The organism is Streptomyces sp. NPDC029138, from assembly GCF_055564375.1.
The window spans coordinates 12,862-31,973 of the sequence record NZ_JBVHWM010000013.1 but is presented as its reverse complement, the minus strand read 5'-3'; the positions used below and the strand labels follow the sequence as shown (position 1 = coordinate 31,973).

At 73.9% G+C, this 19,112-nt stretch carries 16 protein-coding genes; 7 read left to right on the top strand and 9 right to left on the bottom strand.

Annotated elements, in window-relative coordinates; all coding sequences use genetic code 11:
* The first annotated feature begins 5 nt into the window (after positions 1-5).
* A complete protein-coding gene (locus ACZ4WH_RS14150; protein WP_468180053.1) occupies positions 6-4,295 on the top strand; it encodes an HAD-IC family P-type ATPase in 4,290 nt (1,429 codons plus the stop codon).
* A gap of 665 nt (positions 4,296-4,960) precedes the next feature.
* Here the strand turns inward: ACZ4WH_RS14150 and ACZ4WH_RS14145 are convergent.
* Positions 4,961-6,040, bottom strand: a complete 1,080-nt coding sequence (locus tag ACZ4WH_RS14145) for an NADH:flavin oxidoreductase/NADH oxidase (RefSeq protein ID WP_468180051.1) — start codon at positions 6,038-6,040, stop codon at positions 4,961-4,963.
* Between the two features lie 128 nt (positions 6,041-6,168).
* Between ACZ4WH_RS14145 and ACZ4WH_RS14140 the strand changes: the two genes are divergently transcribed.
* Positions 6,169-6,525, top strand: a complete 357-nt coding sequence (locus ACZ4WH_RS14140; protein ID WP_468180049.1) for an ArsR/SmtB family transcription factor — start codon at positions 6,169-6,171, stop codon at positions 6,523-6,525.
* On the opposite strand, the gene ACZ4WH_RS14135 is transcribed toward ACZ4WH_RS14140, so the two are convergent.
* Both ACZ4WH_RS14135 and ACZ4WH_RS14130 read right to left on the bottom strand, forming a co-directional pair.
* A complete protein-coding gene (locus ACZ4WH_RS14135) occupies positions 6,442-7,833 on the bottom strand; it encodes a nucleobase:cation symporter-2 family protein (RefSeq protein ID WP_468180047.1) in 1,392 nt (463 codons plus the stop codon). The genes ACZ4WH_RS14140 and ACZ4WH_RS14135 overlap by 84 nt on opposite strands.
* 126 nt (positions 7,834-7,959) lie before the next feature.
* Complete coding sequence (locus tag ACZ4WH_RS14130) at positions 7,960-9,300, bottom strand: FAD-dependent oxidoreductase (protein WP_468180044.1); 1,341 nt, start codon at positions 9,298-9,300, stop codon at positions 7,960-7,962.
* Between the two features lie 198 nt (positions 9,301-9,498).
* On the opposite strand from ACZ4WH_RS14130, the gene ACZ4WH_RS14125 reads away from it, so the two are divergent.
* Positions 9,499-10,038, top strand: coding sequence for a DUF6214 family protein (locus ACZ4WH_RS14125; protein ID WP_468180043.1), 540 nt, complete (start codon positions 9,499-9,501; stop codon positions 10,036-10,038).
* 18 nt (positions 10,039-10,056) lie between these two features.
* Here ACZ4WH_RS14125 and ACZ4WH_RS14120 read toward each other — a convergent pair whose 3' ends face one another.
* The 4 genes from ACZ4WH_RS14120 to ACZ4WH_RS14105 form a co-directional block, all read right to left on the bottom strand.
* Positions 10,057-10,725 carry a TetR/AcrR family transcriptional regulator gene (locus tag ACZ4WH_RS14120; RefSeq protein WP_468180041.1) on the bottom strand — a complete coding sequence of 223 codons (669 nt, stop codon included), beginning with the start codon at positions 10,723-10,725 and terminating at the stop codon, positions 10,057-10,059.
* Between the two features lie 154 nt (positions 10,726-10,879).
* Entirely contained in the window at positions 10,880-11,569 is a 690-nt protein-coding gene (locus ACZ4WH_RS14115; RefSeq protein ID WP_468180039.1) for an HAD family hydrolase, read from the bottom strand.
* Positions 11,570-11,579: 10 nt separating this feature from the next.
* The gene (locus ACZ4WH_RS14110; protein ID WP_468180037.1) at positions 11,580-12,293 is read right to left on the bottom strand and encodes a phosphatase PAP2 family protein; all 714 of its coding nucleotides are present in this window, start codon (positions 12,291-12,293) and stop codon (positions 11,580-11,582) included.
* A gap of 204 nt (positions 12,294-12,497) precedes the next feature.
* Positions 12,498-13,049, bottom strand: coding sequence for a DUF5134 domain-containing protein (locus tag ACZ4WH_RS14105; RefSeq protein WP_468180035.1), 552 nt, complete (start codon positions 13,047-13,049; stop codon positions 12,498-12,500).
* A 166-nt stretch (positions 13,050-13,215) separates the two neighbouring features.
* Here ACZ4WH_RS14105 and ACZ4WH_RS14100 point away from each other — a divergent pair, with 166 nt between their 5' ends.
* Positions 13,216-14,928 (top strand): FUSC family protein, encoded by a 1,713-nt coding sequence (locus ACZ4WH_RS14100; protein WP_468180033.1) that lies wholly within the window; start codon positions 13,216-13,218, stop codon positions 14,926-14,928.
* On the top strand, positions 14,925-15,506 hold the full coding sequence (locus ACZ4WH_RS14095; protein ID WP_468180032.1) for a MarR family winged helix-turn-helix transcriptional regulator: 582 nt from the start codon (positions 14,925-14,927) through the stop codon (positions 15,504-15,506). Before ACZ4WH_RS14100 ends, ACZ4WH_RS14095 begins: the two co-directional genes overlap by 4 nt.
* A gap of 58 nt (positions 15,507-15,564) precedes the next feature.
* Here ACZ4WH_RS14095 and ACZ4WH_RS14090 read toward each other — a convergent pair whose 3' ends face one another.
* On the bottom strand, positions 15,565-15,957 hold the full coding sequence (locus tag ACZ4WH_RS14090) for a VOC family protein (protein WP_468180030.1): 393 nt from the start codon (positions 15,955-15,957) through the stop codon (positions 15,565-15,567).
* A gap of 71 nt (positions 15,958-16,028) precedes the next feature.
* Here ACZ4WH_RS14090 and ACZ4WH_RS14085 point away from each other — a divergent pair, with 71 nt between their 5' ends.
* Positions 16,029-16,568 carry a GNAT family N-acetyltransferase gene (locus ACZ4WH_RS14085; RefSeq protein WP_468180029.1) on the top strand — a complete coding sequence of 180 codons (540 nt, stop codon included), beginning with the start codon at positions 16,029-16,031 and terminating at the stop codon, positions 16,566-16,568.
* Positions 16,569-16,613: 45 nt separating this feature from the next.
* Here the strand turns inward: ACZ4WH_RS14085 and ACZ4WH_RS14080 are convergent, their stop codons facing one another.
* Positions 16,614-17,297, bottom strand: a complete 684-nt coding sequence (locus ACZ4WH_RS14080) for a glycerophosphodiester phosphodiesterase (protein WP_468180028.1) — start codon at positions 17,295-17,297, stop codon at positions 16,614-16,616.
* 403 nt (positions 17,298-17,700) lie between these two features.
* Here ACZ4WH_RS14080 and ACZ4WH_RS14075 point away from each other — a divergent pair, with 403 nt between their 5' ends.
* The gene (locus tag ACZ4WH_RS14075; protein ID WP_468180027.1) at positions 17,701-19,098 is read left to right on the top strand and encodes a DUF6421 family protein; all 1,398 of its coding nucleotides are present in this window, start codon (positions 17,701-17,703) and stop codon (positions 19,096-19,098) included.
* Positions 19,099-19,112: the final 14 nt, after the last annotated feature.

Below are 19,112 nucleotides of genomic sequence, written 5' to 3'. Positions count from 1 at the left end.
GTCATGTGCTCGGTCTGCTGACAGCGCCGTCGTCCGCCGCCCGCCTGGTGCCGGCGGCACCACGCCTGCTCGCGCGGGCGGCGGCACCGGCGGTCGGAATGGCCGCCGGTGCCGCTGCCGGAACCGCGCGCGCCGGTGTGCGGGGCTGGGACGCCGCCGCGCGTGTGGGACGGGTGGCGCGCAACGCGCTGCCCGGCTCCGGTGCCCACTGGCGGTCCGGCGCCCGCGCCCACCTGACGGTACGGCCCCTGGATCGGGAGCACGCCCGGCGCGCGGGCGGCACGGCCCACCTGGCGCGCCGGCTGGCCGAGGCGCTGGCGGACCACCCCGACGTGCTCGTCGCCTACTGGGACCAGGGACTCGCCCGCCTGGTGGTGACCGCGACCGAAGAGGAGGCCGCCGACCGGGTCCTGGACCACGCGGCCGACCTCGCCGAGCGGCACGGGCTCGTCCTGGCGGGCGGAGACGTGGAGGAGACCACGCATCCGGCCGACCCGGCCGGGGTGCGCGCCGCGGCGGCCACGCTCGCCGCCGACGGCGCCGGGATCGCCGTGGCCCTCACCGCGTACGCGCTGCGGCTGCCGCCCACTCCCCGGATGGCGACCGCGGCCGTGACCCTGTTGCGGGAGAACCCGCGCTTCCGCGCCTGGCTGCGTGCCCGGCTCGGCGACACCCGCATGGACCTCCTGCTGGCCTGCGCGAACGCCGTCGTGCACGGCGCCGGCCAGACCCCCACCTCCCTGGTGCTCGACGGCGCCCTGCGGGCCTGCCAGGTGGCCGAGACGGTGGCCCGCTCGGCCGCCTTCGACGCCGTGCACGACCAGCTGTGCGCCCCCGACCGCGTCAGCATCGCCGCGCAGGGCCCGCCGCGCCCGCCGCTGCGCGTCTCCCCGGCCCAGGAGTACGCGGCCCACGCCTCCGCCGGCAGCGTCCTGGGCGCGGCCGCCACCCTCCTGGTCAAGCACGACGGCGCCGAGGCGGCGGAAGCGGTGCTGGCCGGCTCCCCGAAGGCCGCCCGCTACGGCCCCGCCGCCTTCCACGCCGTGCTCAGCGCCGCCCTGGCCCGCACCGGCGTGCTGGTCCGCGACCCGGAGCGGCTGCGCCAGCTGGAGATGGCCGGCACGGTCGTCCTGCACCCCAGCGCGCTGCGCACCGAGGACGGCGAGGCCGACCCGTGGGCCGAACCGGTACTGGACGCGGCCCGCCGGGCCGGACTCCGCGTCGTCCTCGTGGACGACCCCGCCCTGGAGGACTTCACCGGCCTCGCCGACCAGGTCGTCGACGCCCGCCGACCGCTGGACGACGTCGTGTACGAGGCGCGCGGCGACGAGGGCGCCGTCCTGGTGGTCGCCCGGGTCCGCACGGCCGACGAGCACGACGTCATCGGCGCCCTGCGGGCCGCCGATGTCGCGGTCGCCCTGACCGACCGGGACGGAGCGGTCGTCTGGGGCGCGGACGTCCTCGCCCTGCACGGCCTGCCCGACGTGTGGCGAGTGCTGACCGCGGTCCCGGCCGCCCGCCGGGTCGGCCACCGGGCCCAGACCCTGGCCCGCTCCGGCGCAGCGCTGTCCGGGCTGCTCGTCGCCGTCGGCGAGTCCGGCGGCGGGCGTGGCCGCCGGTCCTTGCTGCCGGGGCTCCGGCACGCGCCCGTGGACGCCGGCGCCGCGACGGCCCTGCTCTCCGGGATACGGTCCGCACTGGCCGTGGCGGTGGCCCGCGCCCCGCACCCGCGCCCCCGCGTGCACTGGCACGAGCTGGACCCGGACCAGGCCCGGGAACGGCTGGCCCACGAACCGGCCGCCGACATCGGCCCGTTCGAGGCGGTCACCACCCGGATGCGCAAGGCCGCCGAGGGCGTCGGACGGCACCCGGTCGCCGCGCCCGCCCGCTGGTCCTACCGGCTCGGCCGCGCCGTCCGCGGGGAACTCCAGGACCCGCTCACCCCCGTCCTGGCCGTCGGCTCGGCCGCGTCGGCGATCCTCGGCTCCGTCGTGGACGCGCTGCTCGTCGTCGGCGCCCTCGACCTGAACGCCCTGGTCGGCGGCATCCAGCGGCTGCGGGCCGAGCGGGCGCTGTCCGGGCTGGTCGCGGAGCAGAAGCAGAAGGCGCGCCTGGTGCCGCCGGAGACCGAGGCCCCGGTCGGAGGCACCCGCACCGTGGAGGCCGGCAAGCTCCGGCCGGGCGACCTGATCCAGCTCAAGGCGGACGACGTGGTGCCCGCCGACGCCCGGCTGCTGTGGCAGGAGGGCCTGGAGGTGGACGAGTCCGCCCTGACCGGCGAGTCGCTGCCGGTGGAGAAGCAGACGGACCCCACCCCGCACGCCGCCGTGGCCGACCGGCACTGCATGGTCTTCGAGGGGACGACCGTGGTGGCGGGACAGGCGCGGGCCGTCGTCGTCGACATCGGCGACCGCACCGAGGCCGCCCGTGCCGTCCACCTCGCCGCTCGCACGCCCCCGGCCGCCGGTGTCCAGGCCAGGCTCCAGGAACTCACCCGCAAGGCGCTGCCGCTGACCCTGGCGGGCGGCGCCGCGGTGACGGGGCTGGCGCTGCTGCGCGGCACCGCGATCCATGAGGCGGTCAGCGGCGGGGTGGCGGTGGCCGTGGCGGCCGTACCGGAGGGGCTGCCACTCGTGGCGACGGTCGCGCAGCTGGCGGCCGCCCGGCGGCTGAGCCGGGGCGGTGTCCTGGTCCGGACCCCGCGCACGCTGGAGGCGCTGGGCCGCATGGACACCATCTGCTTCGACAAGACCGGCACGCTCACCGAGAACCGGCTGCGGCTGGTGCGCACCTCCGACGCCGAGGGCACGGTCCGCGCGGTGGACGACGCCGGCTCCGAGGAGACGATCCGGGCCGCCGCGCGGGCCTGCCCGCAGCTGAACGGCGGCTCCGACCGGCCGGTGCACGCGACCGACGAGGCCGTGCTGGTCGCGGCGCCGCCCGACCCCGACTGGACACAGCTCGCCGACCTGCCGTTCGAGGCCGCGCGCGGGTACGCCGCCGCCGTCGGCAGGATCGGGGACGGCCCGCCCGTACTGGTGGTCAAGGGCGCCCCGGAGACCGTGCTGCCCGCCTGCTCCGGGCTGCCGGCGCACGCCTCCGAGTCCGCGCAGAAGCTGGCCGGTGCCGGTCTGCGGGTCCTGGCGGTGGCCGAACGCCGGCTCGGCGCGGGCGAGCAGGAGTCGGATGTTCTCGAACAGCCGTTCAGCGAGCTGGAGTTCATCGGTCTGCTGGCGCTGTCCGACGTACCGCGCGAGACCTCCACGGCGCTGGTGAACGGGCTGAACGGGGCGGGCGTACGGCCGGTCATGCTCACCGGCGACCATCCGCAGACCGCGCGGGCCATCGCCGCCGACCTGGGCTGGCCGGAGGACACCGTGGTGGTCACCGGCGACGAGCTGGCCGCGGCCGACCGCGCGTCCCGGGCCCGGATGCTGCGCGACGCGGGCGTGGTGGCCCGGGTGGCGCCCGAGCAGAAGCTCCAGGTCGTGGAGGCGCTGCGGGACGCGGGCCGGGTGGTCGGCATGGTCGGCGACGGCGCCAACGACGCCGCGGCCATCCGCGCCGCCGACATCGGCGTCGGCATCAACGCGCGAGGGTCGGCCGCCGCGCGCAACGCCGCGGACATCGTGCTGACCGACGACGACCTGACGGTGCTGATCGACGCGGTCGGCGAGGGCCGCGCGCTGTGGCACAGCGTGGCCGACGCGATCGCCATCCTGATCGGCGGCAACGCGGGCGAGGTCGGGTTCGGCATCCTCGGCACGCTGCTGTCCGGGCGGGCGCCGCTGTCCACCCGGCAGATGCTCATGGTGAACCTCTTCACCGACCTGTTCCCGTCGATGGCGGTGGCCGTCACGGAGAAGGAGGGCGAGGCGGACCTGGGCCATGTGGAGGAGGCGGCCGGGGTGCTGGGCGAGCCCCTGCTGCGGCAGATCCGGCACCGGGCCCTCACCACCTGCCTGGGCGCGGTCACGGCCTGGCTGATCGGCCGCTTCACGCCGGGCACCGCCCGCCGTTCCAGCACCATGGCGCTGTGCGGGGTGGTCGGCACCCAGCTGGTGCAGACCCTGCTCGACCGGCGCGACAGCCGCCTCGTGCAGATCACCTCGCTGGGCTCCGCGCTGGCCCTCGTGGCCGTGGTCCAGACCCCGGGCATCAGCCGCGTGGTCGGCTGCACCCCGCTCGGCCCCTTCGCCTGGGCGGGCGTCGTGGCCGCGATCGCACTCGCCCTGGCGGGCCAGCGGACCCTTCCCCACCTGGAGCGAACGATCGGCCGCCTGCTGCCGGGGTGAGCGGCGGGGCACCGCGCCGCGCGGGCGACCAGGGGGTCGTGCACAGGGCAGGGGGCCGAGGGTGCCCCCTGGCAGGGCCGGGGCAGGGCCAGGGCAGGCCCGCGTGGCCCGACTCGGCCCGGCCCGGCCCGCGTGGCCCGACTCGGCCCGGTCGGGGACGGGGGCTGCTCTGGCTCGGGCAGGGCGGAGGCCGGGGCTGGCTCAGCCGGAAACGCGGGGCTGACTAGCTCCGGCCGGAGGTGCCGGGCCGGCCCCCCGGGCCTCCGAGTCCAGCCGACCGGAGGCGGGAGCCGGGCTCAGGGCGACCGCAGTGACAGGCCGGGCGCGGACCGACCGCAGGCAGGGTGCGGGCTCAGGTCGACCGCAGCCAGGAGCCGGGCCGGACCGGACACCACCCGGGCCCGGTTCAGACCGGCCGGAGGTGTGCTCTGGCTCGGGCCGGGCGGAGGCCGGGCTTGGCTCAGGCGGAAACGCGGGGCTGACTCGCTCCGGCCGAAGGCGCCGGGCCGGCCCCCGGGCCTCCGCGTCCAGCCGACCGGAGGCGGGAGCCGGGCTCAGGGCGACCGCAGTGACAGACCGGGCCCGGACCGCCCGCAGGCAGGGTTTCGGGCTCAGGTCGACCGCAGCCAGGAGCCGGGCCGGACCGGACACCATCCGGCCTGGGCTCAGACCGAGCGGTGGTACTGGTCCGGGACCCGGATCTCAGCGTTCAGTTCGCGTGCCGCATGCCGGGCCCAGGACGGGTTGCGCAGGAGTTCGCGGCCGAGCAGGACCACGTCCGCCTCGCCGTTCGCCACGATCTTCTCCGCCTGCTCGGGCTCGGTGATCAGGCCCACCGCGCCGACCGGCATCGGGGTCCCGGCCTTCACCCGGGCGGCGAACGGGACCTGGTAGCCCGGCCCGGTCGGGATGGTGACGCCGGCGGCGTTCCCGCCGGTGGAGACGTCGAGCAGGTCGATGCCGTGGGCGTGCAGGTCGGCGGCGAAGCGGACCGTGTCCTCGGCGGTCCAGCCGCCGTCCTCCAGCCAGTCGGTGGCCGAGATGCGGAAGAACACAGGCTTCTCCACGGGCCAGACCTCCCGTACGGCGTCCACGACCTCCAGGGCGAACCGGGTGCGGTTCTCGTACGAGCCGCCGTAGGCGTCGGTGCGGTGGTTGGAGTGCGGGGAGAGGAACTCGTTGATCAGATAGCCGTGGGCGCCGTGGATCTCGACGGCCTCGAACCCCGCGGCGAGCGCCCGGCGCGCGGCGGTGGCGAACTGCCCGACGATCTCGGTGATCCGGTCCACCGACAGCTCCGTCGGGACAGGGTGGCGTTCGTCGAACGGCAGCGCGCTCGGTGCGAGCGGCTGCCAGCCGTACGCCTCGGGGCCGACGGGCGCGCCGCCCTTCCACGGCCGGTCGGTGGACGCCTTGCGGCCACTGTGTCCGAGCTGGATCGCCGGCACCGTGCCCTGCGCGGCGAGGAAGCGGGTGATCCGGCGGAAGGCCTCCACCTGGGTGTCGTTCCACAGCCCGAGGTCGTACGGGGTGATCCGGCCCTCGGGCGAGACCGCGGTGGCCTCCACCACGATCAGGCCGGTGCCACCGGCTGCCCGCGCCGCGTAGTGGGCGAAGTGCCAGTCGTGCGGAGCGCCGGTCAGCGGCCCCTCCGGCTCGGCCGAGTACTGGCACATCGGGGGCATCCACACCCGGTTCGGGATGGTCACTTCGCGCAGGGTGATGGGCTCGAAGAGCGCACTCACGACGGACTCCATTCGTCACGGACCGCTGATCGGTTGTACGGTACCCCTCGTACTACGAGAGATGTCAAACTACGACGCCTCTCGTACAATGCTCACAGTCGAGCTTCTGTGAGGAAGGGGCAGTCGCCGTGACCGACACCGCCACCGCCGGCCGCGCGTTGCCGCATCCCGCGCGGGAGCAGATCCGGCTGGAGTCCGTGCTGCACGCGCTCTCCGATCCGATGCGGCTCCAGATCGTGTGCGAACTCGCGGCGAAGGAAGCCGAGTTGACCTGTTCGCAGTTCGAGCTGCCGGTGACCAAGTCCACCAGCACGCACCACTTCCGGGTGCTGCGGGAGAGCGGGGTCATCCGGCAGGTCTACCGGGGCACGGCCAAGATGAACGGCCTGCGCCGGGACGATCTAGACGGCCTCTTCCCGGGGCTGCTCGACAGCCTCCTCACCGCCGCGGGCCGACAGGCCGGCCGACTCCGGACCGGTGGCTGACCCGCCCTTCGCCGGAAGGTGGTTGAAGAGCAGGTTCAGCGCGATCGCGGACAGACAGCCCGCGCTGATCCCGCTGTTCATCACCGTCTGGAACCAGTCCGGGAACTTCGCGTACACCGTGGGCACGCCCACCGGCAGCATGCCGATCGCCACCGAGACGGCCACCACGGTCAGGTTGTTGTTCCCCCGGAAGTCGACCCGGGCCAGCGTCCGCAGCCCGCTCGCCGCGACCGTCCCGAACATCACCAGGCCGGCCCCGCCGAGCACGGGCGCCGGGATCGCCGCGACCACCGCGCCCAGCTTGGGCAGCAGACCGAGCAGCACCAGAATCCCGCCGGCCGCCGCCACCACCCAGCGGCTGCGCACCCGGGTCATGCCGACCAGGCCCACGTTCTGCGCGTACGCCGTGTACGGGAAGGTGTTGAACACCCCGCCCAGCACGGTCGACAGGCCGTCCGCGCGCAGTCCGTCGGCGAGGGGGCGCGGCTCGACCTTCCGCCCGGTCAGCTCACCGACGGCGATCAGGTCACCCGTCGTCTCGGTCATGGTGACCAGCGCGACGACCAGCATGGACACGATCGCGGACGCGCGGAACTCCGGCACCCCGAAGTGGAACGGCGTGCTGACGCCCACCCAGTCGGCGTCCCCGACCCCGCTGAAGTCGGTGAACCCGAACGGCACCGCGACCGCCAGGCCGACCGCGATGCCGAGGAGCACGGCGATACGGGAGAGGAAGGCGGGGGCGAACCGCTGCACGCCGAGCACCACGGCCAGTACGAAGCCGGCCAGCGCCAGATTCCTCGGCTCCCCGAAGTCCTTCGCCCCGGCGCCGCCCGCCGCCCAGTTGCCCGCGACCGGCAGCAGCGAGACCCCGATGATCAGGATCACCGTGCCGGTCACCAGAGGCGGGAAGAAGCGCAGCAGCCGGCCGAAGAGCGGCGCGAGCAGCATGATGGCCAGCCCGGCGACGATCACCGAGCCGTAGATGGCGGGCAGCCCGCCCTCCGTCGTCCCGATGAGCACCATCGGTGACACGGCGGCGAACGTGCACCCCTGCATGATCGGCAGCCGGACCCCGAACCGCCAGAACCCGACGCACTGGATCAGCGTGGCGATGCCGCACACCAGCAGGTCCGCGGTGATCAGATACGCCAGGTCGGCGGGCGACAGCTTCATCGCGCCACCCACGATCAACGGCACGGCGACGGCGCCCGCATACATCGCGAGCACGTGCTGGAGCCCGAAGGCGGCCAGCTGTCGTACCGGGGGTATCTCGTCGACGGGGTGCACGTCTGCGGTCGTGGCCATGGGGGACTCCATCAGCGGTGGGTCGGGGGTGGCATCCTGACAGGACGAGACCGTAGGCGCCTTGAACAGTTTGTTGATTTCCGGTCTGTTGCCGATGTGTGTCCTGCCCACCCTGAGGCAGCCGCGCTACGACAGCACCCGCGCCGCCCCGAGCAGCGCGTCCCAGTCGGAGAGTTTGACCACGGTCCGCCCCAGCCGCGCCCCCAGTTCGGCCTCGGCACGCTCGATCGCCAGCCAGCCGTCCCAGGGCACGGGCTCGACGCCGGCCGCCCGCAGCGCCGCCACCGGCTCCTCCGGCACGTCCGCGCGGCCGAGTGCGGGAGCGTCCGCGAGCAGGGAGATCACCGTCTCCTTGGCGCAGGGCCGGTTGGAGCCGATGACCCCCGTCGGACCGCGCTTGATCCACCCGGCGACGTACTCGCCGGGGGAGGGGACGCCGTCGCGCAGCACCCGGCCCTCCTGCTGCGGGACCGTGCCGCTCGCCGGGTCGAACGGCAGGCCTTCCAGCGGCACTCCGCGATAGCCCACCGAGCGCAGCACCAGCTGCGCGGGCACGTCCTCGTACCGGCCCGTGCCGGTCATTCCGCCCGTGCCGTCCGGCGCCGTCCGCTCGAAGCGCACGGCACCCACCCGGCCGCCGTCAGCGAGCAGTTCCACCGGCCGCAGGAAGAACCGCAGCCGGATCCGCCGGGCGGCGGCCACGGCGGGCGGCCGTGCCGCCCAGTCGCGCAGCACCTCCACATTGCGGCGCGGCCCGGCGGGCAGCGCGTCGGGATCGGCCGGGTCGAGCGCCAGCTCGGCCTTGTCCACGATCACGTCGGTGCCCGGCAGCCCGCCCAGCTCGCGCAGCTCCTTGGTGGTGAAACGGGCCTGCGCCGGGCCGCGCCGGCCCACCATCTGCACCTCGGTGAGCCCGCTCGCCGCCAGCGTGTCCAGCGCGGCCTGGGGGATGTCCGTGGGACGCAGCTCCGCCGCACCCCGGACCAGCATCCGGGTGACGTCCACCGCGACATTGCCCACCCCGATGACGACCGCAGAGCGCACCCCGCGCAGGAAGCCCGCGTCGGCCGCGTCCGGATGCGCGCTGTACCAGGACACGAACTCGGTCGCCGACCAGCTGCCCGGCAGGTCCTCGCCGGGAATCCCGAGCCGGCGGTCGGTGGCCGCGCCCACGCAGTACACCACCGCGTGGTAGAGCCTCCTCAGCCGCTCCACCGGCAGCCCGCCGGGGCCGCCCACCCGGACCCCGCCGAGGAAGCGCACCCGCTCGTGCTCCAGCACCGTCCGCAGGCTGCCCTGGAGGGACTTGATCTTCTCGTGGTCCGGGGCGACGCCGTAGCGGACCAGGCCGTACGGACACGGCAGCCGGTCCAGGACGTCCACCCGGACCTCCGGATCACGCTGAACGAGGCTCTGGGCGGTGTAACACCCACTCGGCCCGGAACCGACGACGGCGACACGCAGCACAGCGGTACTCCTCGCCCGAAGGAGGGTGTGCGGACGGCTCCAGCATCGCACCGCGCGGCCCCCGACGGCAGGGGCCGGTGGGGTGACCCGGACGCGTGTCCATACGTATGGGTGTGGTCACGACGTTACGTTGCGTGTGTGCCAGAAGCATCCTTTCTTGATCTTTCTGATCGGAACCCGGAGGATGGCGCGGTCTCCGTGCGGCCCGCGTGGCAACTGCGGGAGCACAGCGGCGTCACGTCCTGGTTCCAGGTCCGGCTGGTCTTCCCCGACGGGGCCCGGGTCGACGCCCTGGCCGTGGTGGCCGCCGGGCGCCTCTCCATCGAGGACGTCCGGGCCGAGCCGGCCCTCTCCCTCGCCGACCTGACGGCGCTCGCCGACTGGATCGAGGGACCGCTGTTCGAGGCGTGCGGTGTGGACGCCGACATGGACGTGGTGTGCGCCGTGGACACGGGCGAGGAGTGCCAAGAGGCGGACCCGGGCGCCGGGGGCCCGCAGGCCGAGGAACCGGAACCGGACGTCGGCCACCCGGCCGTGCGCCGCGCCCGGCCGCCCTGGCCGCGTGGCACCGAGGGCCGCCGGCTCGTCGCGCGGGAGTACCGCGCGGCGCAGGACGAGGGCACCGACCCGGTGCTCGCCGTGATGAACGCGACCGGACGCGGTCGCCGGCGCGCTCTCCGGCTGATCGCCCAGGCGCGGGACGCGGGCCTTCTGGCCCCCCGTCACGCCCGCCGCTGACCGCATGACTCGACCCCGTCAGGGGGTGCCCGGCCGCTCCTCCGTGGCGAAGAACCGGGACAGATCGTCTTGACCGGCCCCCGCCTGCGAGTCGCTCTCCGGAGGCACGCCCATCTCCCAGTCGAGCCCGTACCGCTGGAACAGCTCCGCCCGCAGCACCGGAACGGGCATCGGCACCCCCGGCACCAGCGCCGCGAACACGGCGCCCATCAACAGGGCCCGCAGCATCGGGTAGTCGGCCGAGACGTTCTGCGCGCCGTACCGGGCGACGGTCTCGCTGAGCAGCTCCGCCAGCCGGCGCTGCTCCGGACACTGCACGAAGCCCTCGGCCTGGAGCAGGCCCGCCATGTGCTGGCGCATCAGCACGGGCCGGTCCCGGGCGAGGCCCAGGATCGCGTCGATGGCCCGGGCCAGCCGCTCCCGGCCGTCCTCGGTGCGCGGCTCCCGCTCCAGCGCCTCCTCCAGCGTGCGGTGCATCAGCCGGTGCACGGCGGACTGCACCAACTGGCGCTTGCCGGGGAAGTAGTACGACACCAGGCCGCGCGCCGAACCGGCCCGGTCCGCTATGTCGCCCAGTGTCGTGGCCTCGAACCCGCGCTCGCCGACCAGCTCCACGGCGGCCTGTAGCAGCCGTTCCCGGGAACGCCGCCGCAATTCTTCATTGACCGAGGCGCTGCGCGGGGACATTCTGTAACTCCTGCGTTGACTGGCTGCCAGCCAACTATACTCATCGCAGCGGGGCACCCCCATGGCTGGGGCCCGCCCGAAACAGCCGTCCGTCTGGGGCGACGCGGGGGATCGTCTCAGACGGACGGTGCGGCGTGCCCGCTCGCGTCGGCGCTCAGTCCACGAGATCCAGTACCGGCAGCAGCGCGTCCGGGCGTCGGGGCGCCGGCAGATGATCCACGAAGTGCACCCGGCAGCCGAGCGCGGCGGCGCCGCCGTCCGCCGCCCTGTTGTCGCCGACCATCAGCACCCGCCGAGGATCGGCGCCGAGCGCCTCGCAGGCGACCGCGAACAACCGCGGATCGGGCTTCTGCACCCCGTGTTCGTACGACAGCACGTACGCGTCCACATACGTGTCCAGCCCGTGCTCCCGGAAGACCGGGCGCAGATCCCAGCCGATGTTGCTGACCACGCCGACGCCCATCCCGCGCTCGCGCAGCGTGCGCAGCACCTTCTCGGCGTCGGGGTACGGGGTCCAGGCGGCGGGGGACATGTGCCGTTCGTACAGGGCGTCGTGCAGCCCGGGGTCCGGCAGCGGCACCCGGCGGGACAGGCTCGTGAAGGCGGCCCGGTGCAGCTCCGCGCTCTCGTCCCGCACCGCCCAGAGCCCCGCGAGGTCCGCCGGCAGCTCCGCCGGCTCCGCGCCGCCCGGCAGCGCGCCGGCCGCCTCCAGAGCCCGGGCGGTGCCGGCCAGTTCGGGCTCGGACAGGGTGTGGCCGGTCTCGGTCAGCACCGCGCGCAGCCAGGACTCGGCGGGCTCGGCGCAGAACAACGTCCCGGAGAAGTCGAACAGCACGGCGGTCATGCGCCGGACTCTACCGGTCCACCGATGGCCGCGTCCGGCCGTCGCGCGGCCACTCGTGGACCAGCACCGCCACCGCGACCAGCGCCGCGCCGCCCAGCCACCCGCCGAGCACGTCCGAGGGCCAGTGGACGCCCAGCCAGACCCGCGTGACGCCCACGCCCACCACCGACACGAGCGCCGCCGCCACCGCCGTACGCCACAGGGCGCGGCGTGGGCCGTGGCGGTGCAGCAGCCACAGCAAGAGGCCGCAGACGACGGTGGCGGTCATCGCGTGACCGGACGGGAAGGCCGCGTAGTGCGCGGAGTCGACCGGGTTCGGCCAGACCGGGCGGGGCCGGTCGACGACGGCCTTCACCGACTGCTGCACGATCGTGGCCACCGCGCAGGTGATCGCCAGCCACAGTGCCGTCCACCAGGCCGCGCGCCGCCAGACGAGCCACGCCGCCGCCGCCGCGCAGACGAGGCGCATGGTGGTCGGGTCCCACACCCAGTCCGTCAGCACCCGGAAGACATGGGTCAGCTCGCGGTCGCGGACCGCCCAGCGGTGGGTGGTGCCGGAGATGTCGCTGTCCACGGTGAGCAGGGGATGCCAACGCAGGGCGACGAGGACCAGCAACACCAGGAAGCAGGCGCCGAGAGCGGCGGCCACGCGGGCGGCCGTACGGAGCGCCGTCGGTGGCTCGGGCGCGGGGGGTGACGGGGGAGCGGAGGGGCGATGGTGCATGCCGTGATCCTTGTGGAACCGGGGGCCGTGGCCAAGTCCTTGCGGGACCGGGGTTCCGTGCCACCAGCACCGGGATCACCGGCACCAGCGCGGCAGTGCCGCGTCTGCGTGTGTCCCTGTCCGTGGGGAGCGGCGCATCGAGTTGACGGCCTTTCAGGCGGCGCGGCACCACAGGACGGCCCTGGGCCTTTCGGAGTCCGGTCGTCACATCGCCAGCAGCATCGTCACCATGCCGATCCCCATCGACAGCCGGCAGGCCCGGGCCAGCTCCGGCCGGTCGCCCCAGCGGGCCGGGCCGGTTCCGCCCGCCGGGGTGGTGGCGGGCACCAGCCGGGCGCCGGAGAGGAGCACGTAGCCCGTGAAGTACAGCAGGAGCGCGCCGGTCAGCAGTGGCACGCCGGTGCCGCCGTGTCCATGGTGGGCGGCGGGCGGGGACGCGGCCATCGCCACCGCCATGTAGACCATCGCGGCGCTACCCACCAGGTGGTGCAGATGGTGCGGGGCGCCGCGCGCGGCCCACAGCGCGCGCAGGGCCGCCGCGCCGAACACGGCCGCGTACACCGGCCACGCCCATCCCGGCGGCGTGAAGACCGCCGCCGGGACGGCCATCGCGGCCATGCCGAAGCCCATCAGCGCCTCCCCGCCCGCGGCCCGGCGCTGCTCCTCGACACCGCTGCGCATCCGCAGCAGGCAGTAGGCCCCGGTCAGCGCGCACAGCGCGACCAGCAGCCAGGCGATCGACACCGGTCCGTGCACGCGCACCTCCACGCTCGACGGTCGGTCGAGGGTGCGATGCCCACCGTCGGCGGAGCGCACGCGAGCGCAAGGGTGTACACGGGGAGCATGCGGGGGAGCACGGTCGGTGACCAGGCCCTTTGGGGATATCTATTTTACGAGTAAAACACATGCTAAATTGATGGGTATGAGCAGTGCGACCCCCCACCGTCTTCCCCTGGCCGGAACCCTCCGCCTCGGGCGCCCCTCCGACATCTGGTTCAAGCCCGCGCTGAGCGTGGTCGCCGCGGTCGCCCCGCCCAACCTCACCCTGCTCGCGCTTGGCCGCCTCGACCTCGCGATGTACACGATGGCCGGTTCCCTGTGCGCCCTCTACGGCCACAACCGGCCCTACGCGGCCCGCGCCCGCGCACTGGCCTGGGTCGTGCTCGGCATGGTCGGCGGTCTCGCCGTCTCCCTGCTCGCCGCGGCGCTCACCACGAACGCCGTCGTCCTCGTCACCGTCGGCGCCGTCCTCGCGGCGGTCCAGAAGGCCGTGTGCGACGCCACCCGGATCGGACCGCCCGGCAACGTGGTCCTCACCTTCATCAGCTCCGCCTCGCTGTTCGCGCCGCAGACCCCCGGCCAGGTCCCCGGACACATCGGGCTGGCCCTGGCCGCCGGCGCCTGGGCCTGGCTGGTCGGCATGGCCCCCGGGCTGCTCCGCCCGCACGGCCCCGAGCGGCGCGCCACCGCCCAGGCCCTGAACGCCGCCGCCGCGTACGCCGACACACGCGGCAGCGCCGACGGCCACGCCCGGGCCCGCGCCGCGACCGCCGCCGCGATCCACGCCGCCTGGCAGTCGCTGCTCGCCACCGGCGCCCGCACCGACCGCACCCGGCGCGCCCTCGAACAGCTCCTGGTCCGCGCCGAGGTCGCCCTGGCCGCGCCCGCCGACACCGACCCCGCACGGCTGCGCGCCTGGGCCCGCGACCTGCGCGGCACCGGCCGCGTCCCGCGCGTCGAGGCCCCGCGCGAGTCGGCCGACGAACTCCTCGGCCTGGCCGCCGAACAGGCCCTGCCGCCCCGCTCGCCGTGGCACCGCCTGGCCCCTCTCGCCCCGCTCGCCGTCCGCACCGCGCTCGGCTGCGCCCTCGCCGGATACGCCGCCCTCGCGCTCGGCGTCGGCCGCCCCTACTGGGCGCTGGTCACCGCGGCCTCCCTCTACCAGGCCAACGTCACCCTCACCTGGAGTCGGGGCGTCCAGCGGGTCGTCGGCAACCTCGTCGGCGTCCTCCTCTTCGCCGCGCTCGTCCCGCTCGCCCATCTGCACCCCGCCGCCCTGGTGCTGTGCTCGCTCGCCCTCAACTTCGGCGCCGAGGCGCTGATCGGCCGGAACTACTGGCTGGGCAGCGTCTGCGTCACCCCGATGGCCCTGCTCATCACCGAGTTCGCCCGCAGCCAGGACCCGGCCGAGCTGATCACCGACCGGATCGCGGACACCCTCGTCGGCGCCCTGGTGGGCTTCGTCGCCGCCGTCGCCGTCACCAACCGGCGCGCGGGCGACCGCCTGGAGCACGCGCTGACCGCGGCCGAGCGGGCCCGCGAGCACGCCGCCCGTCTGCTCGCCGAGCCGCACCCCGAGCCCCGTGCCCTGGAGTCCGCCCGGCGTGCCCTCGCCGCCGCCCTGGCCGATCTGCGGGCCACGGCCGACGCCGCCGCCGGCGAGTGGTGGCAGCGGGCCCTGCCCGAGGAGCGGGTCGTGCTCACCGAGCAGTCCGGACACCGTACGCTCGCGGCGACGGTACGGCGTCAGGGCCTCGTACCGCAGGACCCGGACAGCCACCAGGCACCGGGCCGTGACCAGGACCGGGACCGGGTCCAGGACCCGGGCAGGACGACGGAGGACATACGGCCATGACGGCGACGAACGGCGGACCGACGCCCGGAAGCGACGCGAGCGGTGCCCGGCCCGGGGCCGGCGCCGACCCCGCGCGCGGCGACACCGTCTCCGCCGTCGTCCGCCAGTGGCGGGCCGTCCACCCCGAGCTGGACACCGGTCCCATGGAGATCATCGGCCGGATCAACCGCTGCGCCGCCCTGCTCCAGCAGGCCGAGGACGCCCCGCTGCGCCGGGCCGGCCTGAGCCGCGCCGAGTTCGACCTGCTCGGCGCGCTGCGCCGCACCGGCCACGAGCTGACCCCGGGCGAGCTGGCCCGGGAGACCTTCTCCTCCGGGGCCGCCGTCACCAAGCGGATCAAGCAGCTCACCGAGCGCGGCCTGATCGAACGGCGCGGCGACACCCGCGACCGCCGCGTGGCCCATGTCCGCCTCACCGACACCGGCCGCGACCTGGTCGACGGCATCCTCCCCGAGCAACTCGCCTACGAGACAGCCGTACTGTCCGTCCTCGACCCGGCAGGCCACGGCGAACTGGCGAGCCTTCTCGCCGAGTTGCTCAGCCGACTGGAGGGCCGGACGAGCGGGCTCCGGCCCTAGGGCCTCTTGTTTGGATCATGCCCGGCTCGCTGATCCGGCCTGATCCGAACGAAAGACCCTAGATCCCCGGCCGGTACCTAAGCGGATGGTCCGACGGGATCTCCACCAGGACGATCGGGGTGCCGTCCGGGTCGGTGGTCCACATCTCGACCAGGCCCCACGGCTCCCGCACCGGAGGCCGGACGATCTCCACGCCCCGCGCCCGCAGCTCCTCGCTCGCGGCCTTCACGTCCTCGACCTGCAACCACAGCCGTACCGCGGGCGAGGACGGGCCCTCGGACCGGCCGGACAGCTCCAGGAAACCGCCGCCGAGGAAGTAGACCGTGCCGCGCTCGGGGCCGGTACCGAACTCGCGGTAGACGGACAGCCCCAGCTGCTCGCCGTAGAAGGCGCGGGAGCGTTCGGGGTCGGTGGGCCGGAGCAGAATCCGGCTGCTGAGTACATGCACCATGCGGGGGGAGCCTAGCGGCAGCGTTACCCTCATCCCTGGCTCAGCCACGCCCGAGATCGGAGACCGCGACCATGGACACCCCCGCCACCGGACTCACTTTCCGCGATGCCACCGACGCCGATGTCGACGCCCTCGTCGCACTGATCGAGTCGGCGTACCGGGGGGACAGCAGCCGGGCCGGGTGGACCACCGAGGCGGACCTCCTGGAGGGGCAGCGGACCGACCCGCAGGGCGTGCTGGAGGTGATCAAGGCATCCGACAGCCGGCTGCTGACCGTCGAGCGGGACGGTCGTATCGTCGCCTGCTGCCAGCTGGAACACCATGGCGACCACGCCTACTTCGGCATGTTCGCGGTCAGCCCCGCCCTCCAGGGCGCGGGCCTCGGCAAGATCGTCATGGCGGAGGCGGAGCGCCAGGCCCGTCAGACCTGGGGGGCCACCGAGATGCAGATGACCGTGATCTCCCTGCGGGAGGACCTGATCGCCTGGTACGAGCGCCGCGGCTACCGCCGTACGGGGCAGACGAAGCCGTTCCCGTACGGCGACGAGCGCTACGGCATTCCGCAGCGCGCCGACCTGCGGTTCGAGCTGCTGGTCAAGCCGCTGGTGTGACTGTGACGTTTCCGCGGGCGTCCGGGCACGGGGCCGGACGCCGGGTCACGCGGTGAAGCGGCCCGTGCGCTTGATCTCCGGGTAGTCGGTCGTCGCCCCGTCCAGCTCCAGGGCGCGGACCAGCCGCAGCTGGTCCTGCGTGTTGACCACCCAGCCGATGATCCGCAGCCCGGACGCGCGCGCGTGCTCGACGATCTCCAGGGTGAGCCGGCGGATGTTGAGGCACACCGTTGCCGCACCCACGGCGACGGCCCGGTCCACCACGTCGGTGCCGTACCGGCTCGCGATCAGCGCGGTGCGTACGCCCGGCACCAGCCGCGCGATCTCGGCGATCGCCTCGTCGTGGAACGAGGACACCTCGATCCGCGCGGTCAGGTCGCGCGCGTGCATCACCTCGGCCAGCGCCCGTGCCGCCGCCACGTCCTTGATCTCGGCCTGCAACGGCGAGTCCACCGCCTCCAGGACCTCCTCGAAGACGGGCACCCGCTCCCCGCGGCCCGCGTCCAGGGCGCGCAGCTCCGCCAGGGTCTTCTCGGCGATGGGTCCGGAGCCGTCGGTCGTACGGTCCACCTCTGTGTCGTGCATGACGACCAGGGCGCCGTCCTTGCTCAGATGCAGATCGAGTTCGATCAGGTCGAGGCCGGCCTGCTGCGCGGCGACGAAGGAACGGAGGGTGTTCTCGGGCTCGACGCCCATGACACCGCGGTGACCGATGGTAAGGAAGTTCAAGGTTCAACTCGCTTCCGTCGACGGCGGCTCGGCGACGCGCGGACCGGCGGCCCCCGTACCGGACGTCGTCGTCCACGCGGCAGGCTCGCAGCCTAATGGCCGGGCCGCGCGTTGAACCCGTGGCTGCACCGGGCATTCGCCACCCGGCTCGGGCGCCGGCTGGCCGGTATGCGCCGTTGCCTTCACCCTTCCGTGGGCCAGTCCCCACGGCTCTCGACCATCGGATCACGCCTGCGGGCGGATCGCACGCTGTCGCCGAAGTGAGCGTCGTCACGGTTTACGGCAGGAAAAACATCGGTGACCAAGGGGATGTGCAGAATAATTTCCCGATCCTGCTCTTGCTGAGAGAAACCGGGTATGCATACGGTGTCCATACGCGAGGTTCTCCTGTGGAGGATGGGACATGACGGAAATTCTTGTGCAGTCGGGTGCGGAGGATCGGGTTTCTCCGCTGACCAGGGTGGTTGAGCACCCCGCCTGGCCCGTGCTCAAGGATGCCGTGGAGCAGATCCGGCCATGGCAGTCGAAGGACGGATCGATCGACTTCGACGCCGAGGGCGCCCCGCGGCGGGTCGACGCCGTGGCGGCCGTCGAGCGTGTCGCCGGCGCGGTCGAGCAGCTCTCCCCGCTCCTGCCGCACGACACCGCCTACCACCAGGCGCTGGTGAAGGACCTCCGCCGCTGGGCCGAGGGGGGCTTCCAGGTGCCGGACTTCCTGGACTCCCTGCTGGCCTTCAACCCGGCCGCGAACCGCGCCGACGGTCTCCAGCACTTGGTCGTCTTCCCGATGTACACGCAGAACGGCAACCCGGACCGCAACCTGGAGGCGGTCGTGCTGCGCATGGTCTGGCCGGACTGGCTGGCCGAACTGGAGCGCACCCGCTACGACAACCCGCTGTTCTGCGGCATCACCTTCGAGGACTTCACCTCGGGCTACGACACCAACTCCGCCGTTCTCTTCCCGGAGACGATCGCCGTCCGTGAGGCGCCGGAACGTTTCTCCTGGGGTGGCATCTTCTGCGACCGCGAGGCCGCCCGCTTCCGTCGCGTGACCGAGGCCGCCGTCGACATCCTGGGCCTTCAGCTGCCCGAGGACATCGCCGCGATGGTCCACGACCAGAAGCGCTGCGAAGAGGCCTTCGTGCTCTGGGACATGGTCCACGACCGCACCCACAGCCACGGCGACCTGCCGTTCGACCCGTTCATGATCAAGCAGCGCCAGCCGTTCTGGATGTACGGCCTGGAGGAGCTGCGCTGCGACCTCACCGCCTTCAAGGAGGCCGTGAAGCTCCAGGCGGACGGCGTCCCGCAGGCCCGTGACGTGCAGTACGCGGTGCTCTTCGACCGCATGTTCCGCTTCCCGGTCACCGGCGACCGCAACCGCAACTACGACGGTCTCGGCGGCCAGCTGCTCTTCGCCTACCTGCACAAGCACGACGTCGTCCGCTGGACCGACAACAAGCTCTCCGTCGACTGGGAGCGCGCCCCGCAGGTCACCAACCAGCTGTGCGCCGAGATAGAGAAGCTCTACCGGGACGGCATCGACCGCCCGAAGCTGGTGCACTGGTTCGCCGGCTACCAGCTGGTCTCCACCTACCTCGCCCCGCACCCCGGCTCCAGGTGGGCCAAGGGTCCGGACGCCCTGGACCTGACCCAGCCCCCGCGCAAACTCGTGGACGACGTGCTTCCGGACGAGTTTCCGCTGAGCATGTTCTATGAGGCGCTGTCCAAGAAGCTGAAGAACGTGATCGCCTCGACGAAGGGCATCACGGCGGACACCGCCGAGCGGATCGCCGCGTGAGCGACCGCCTCCGG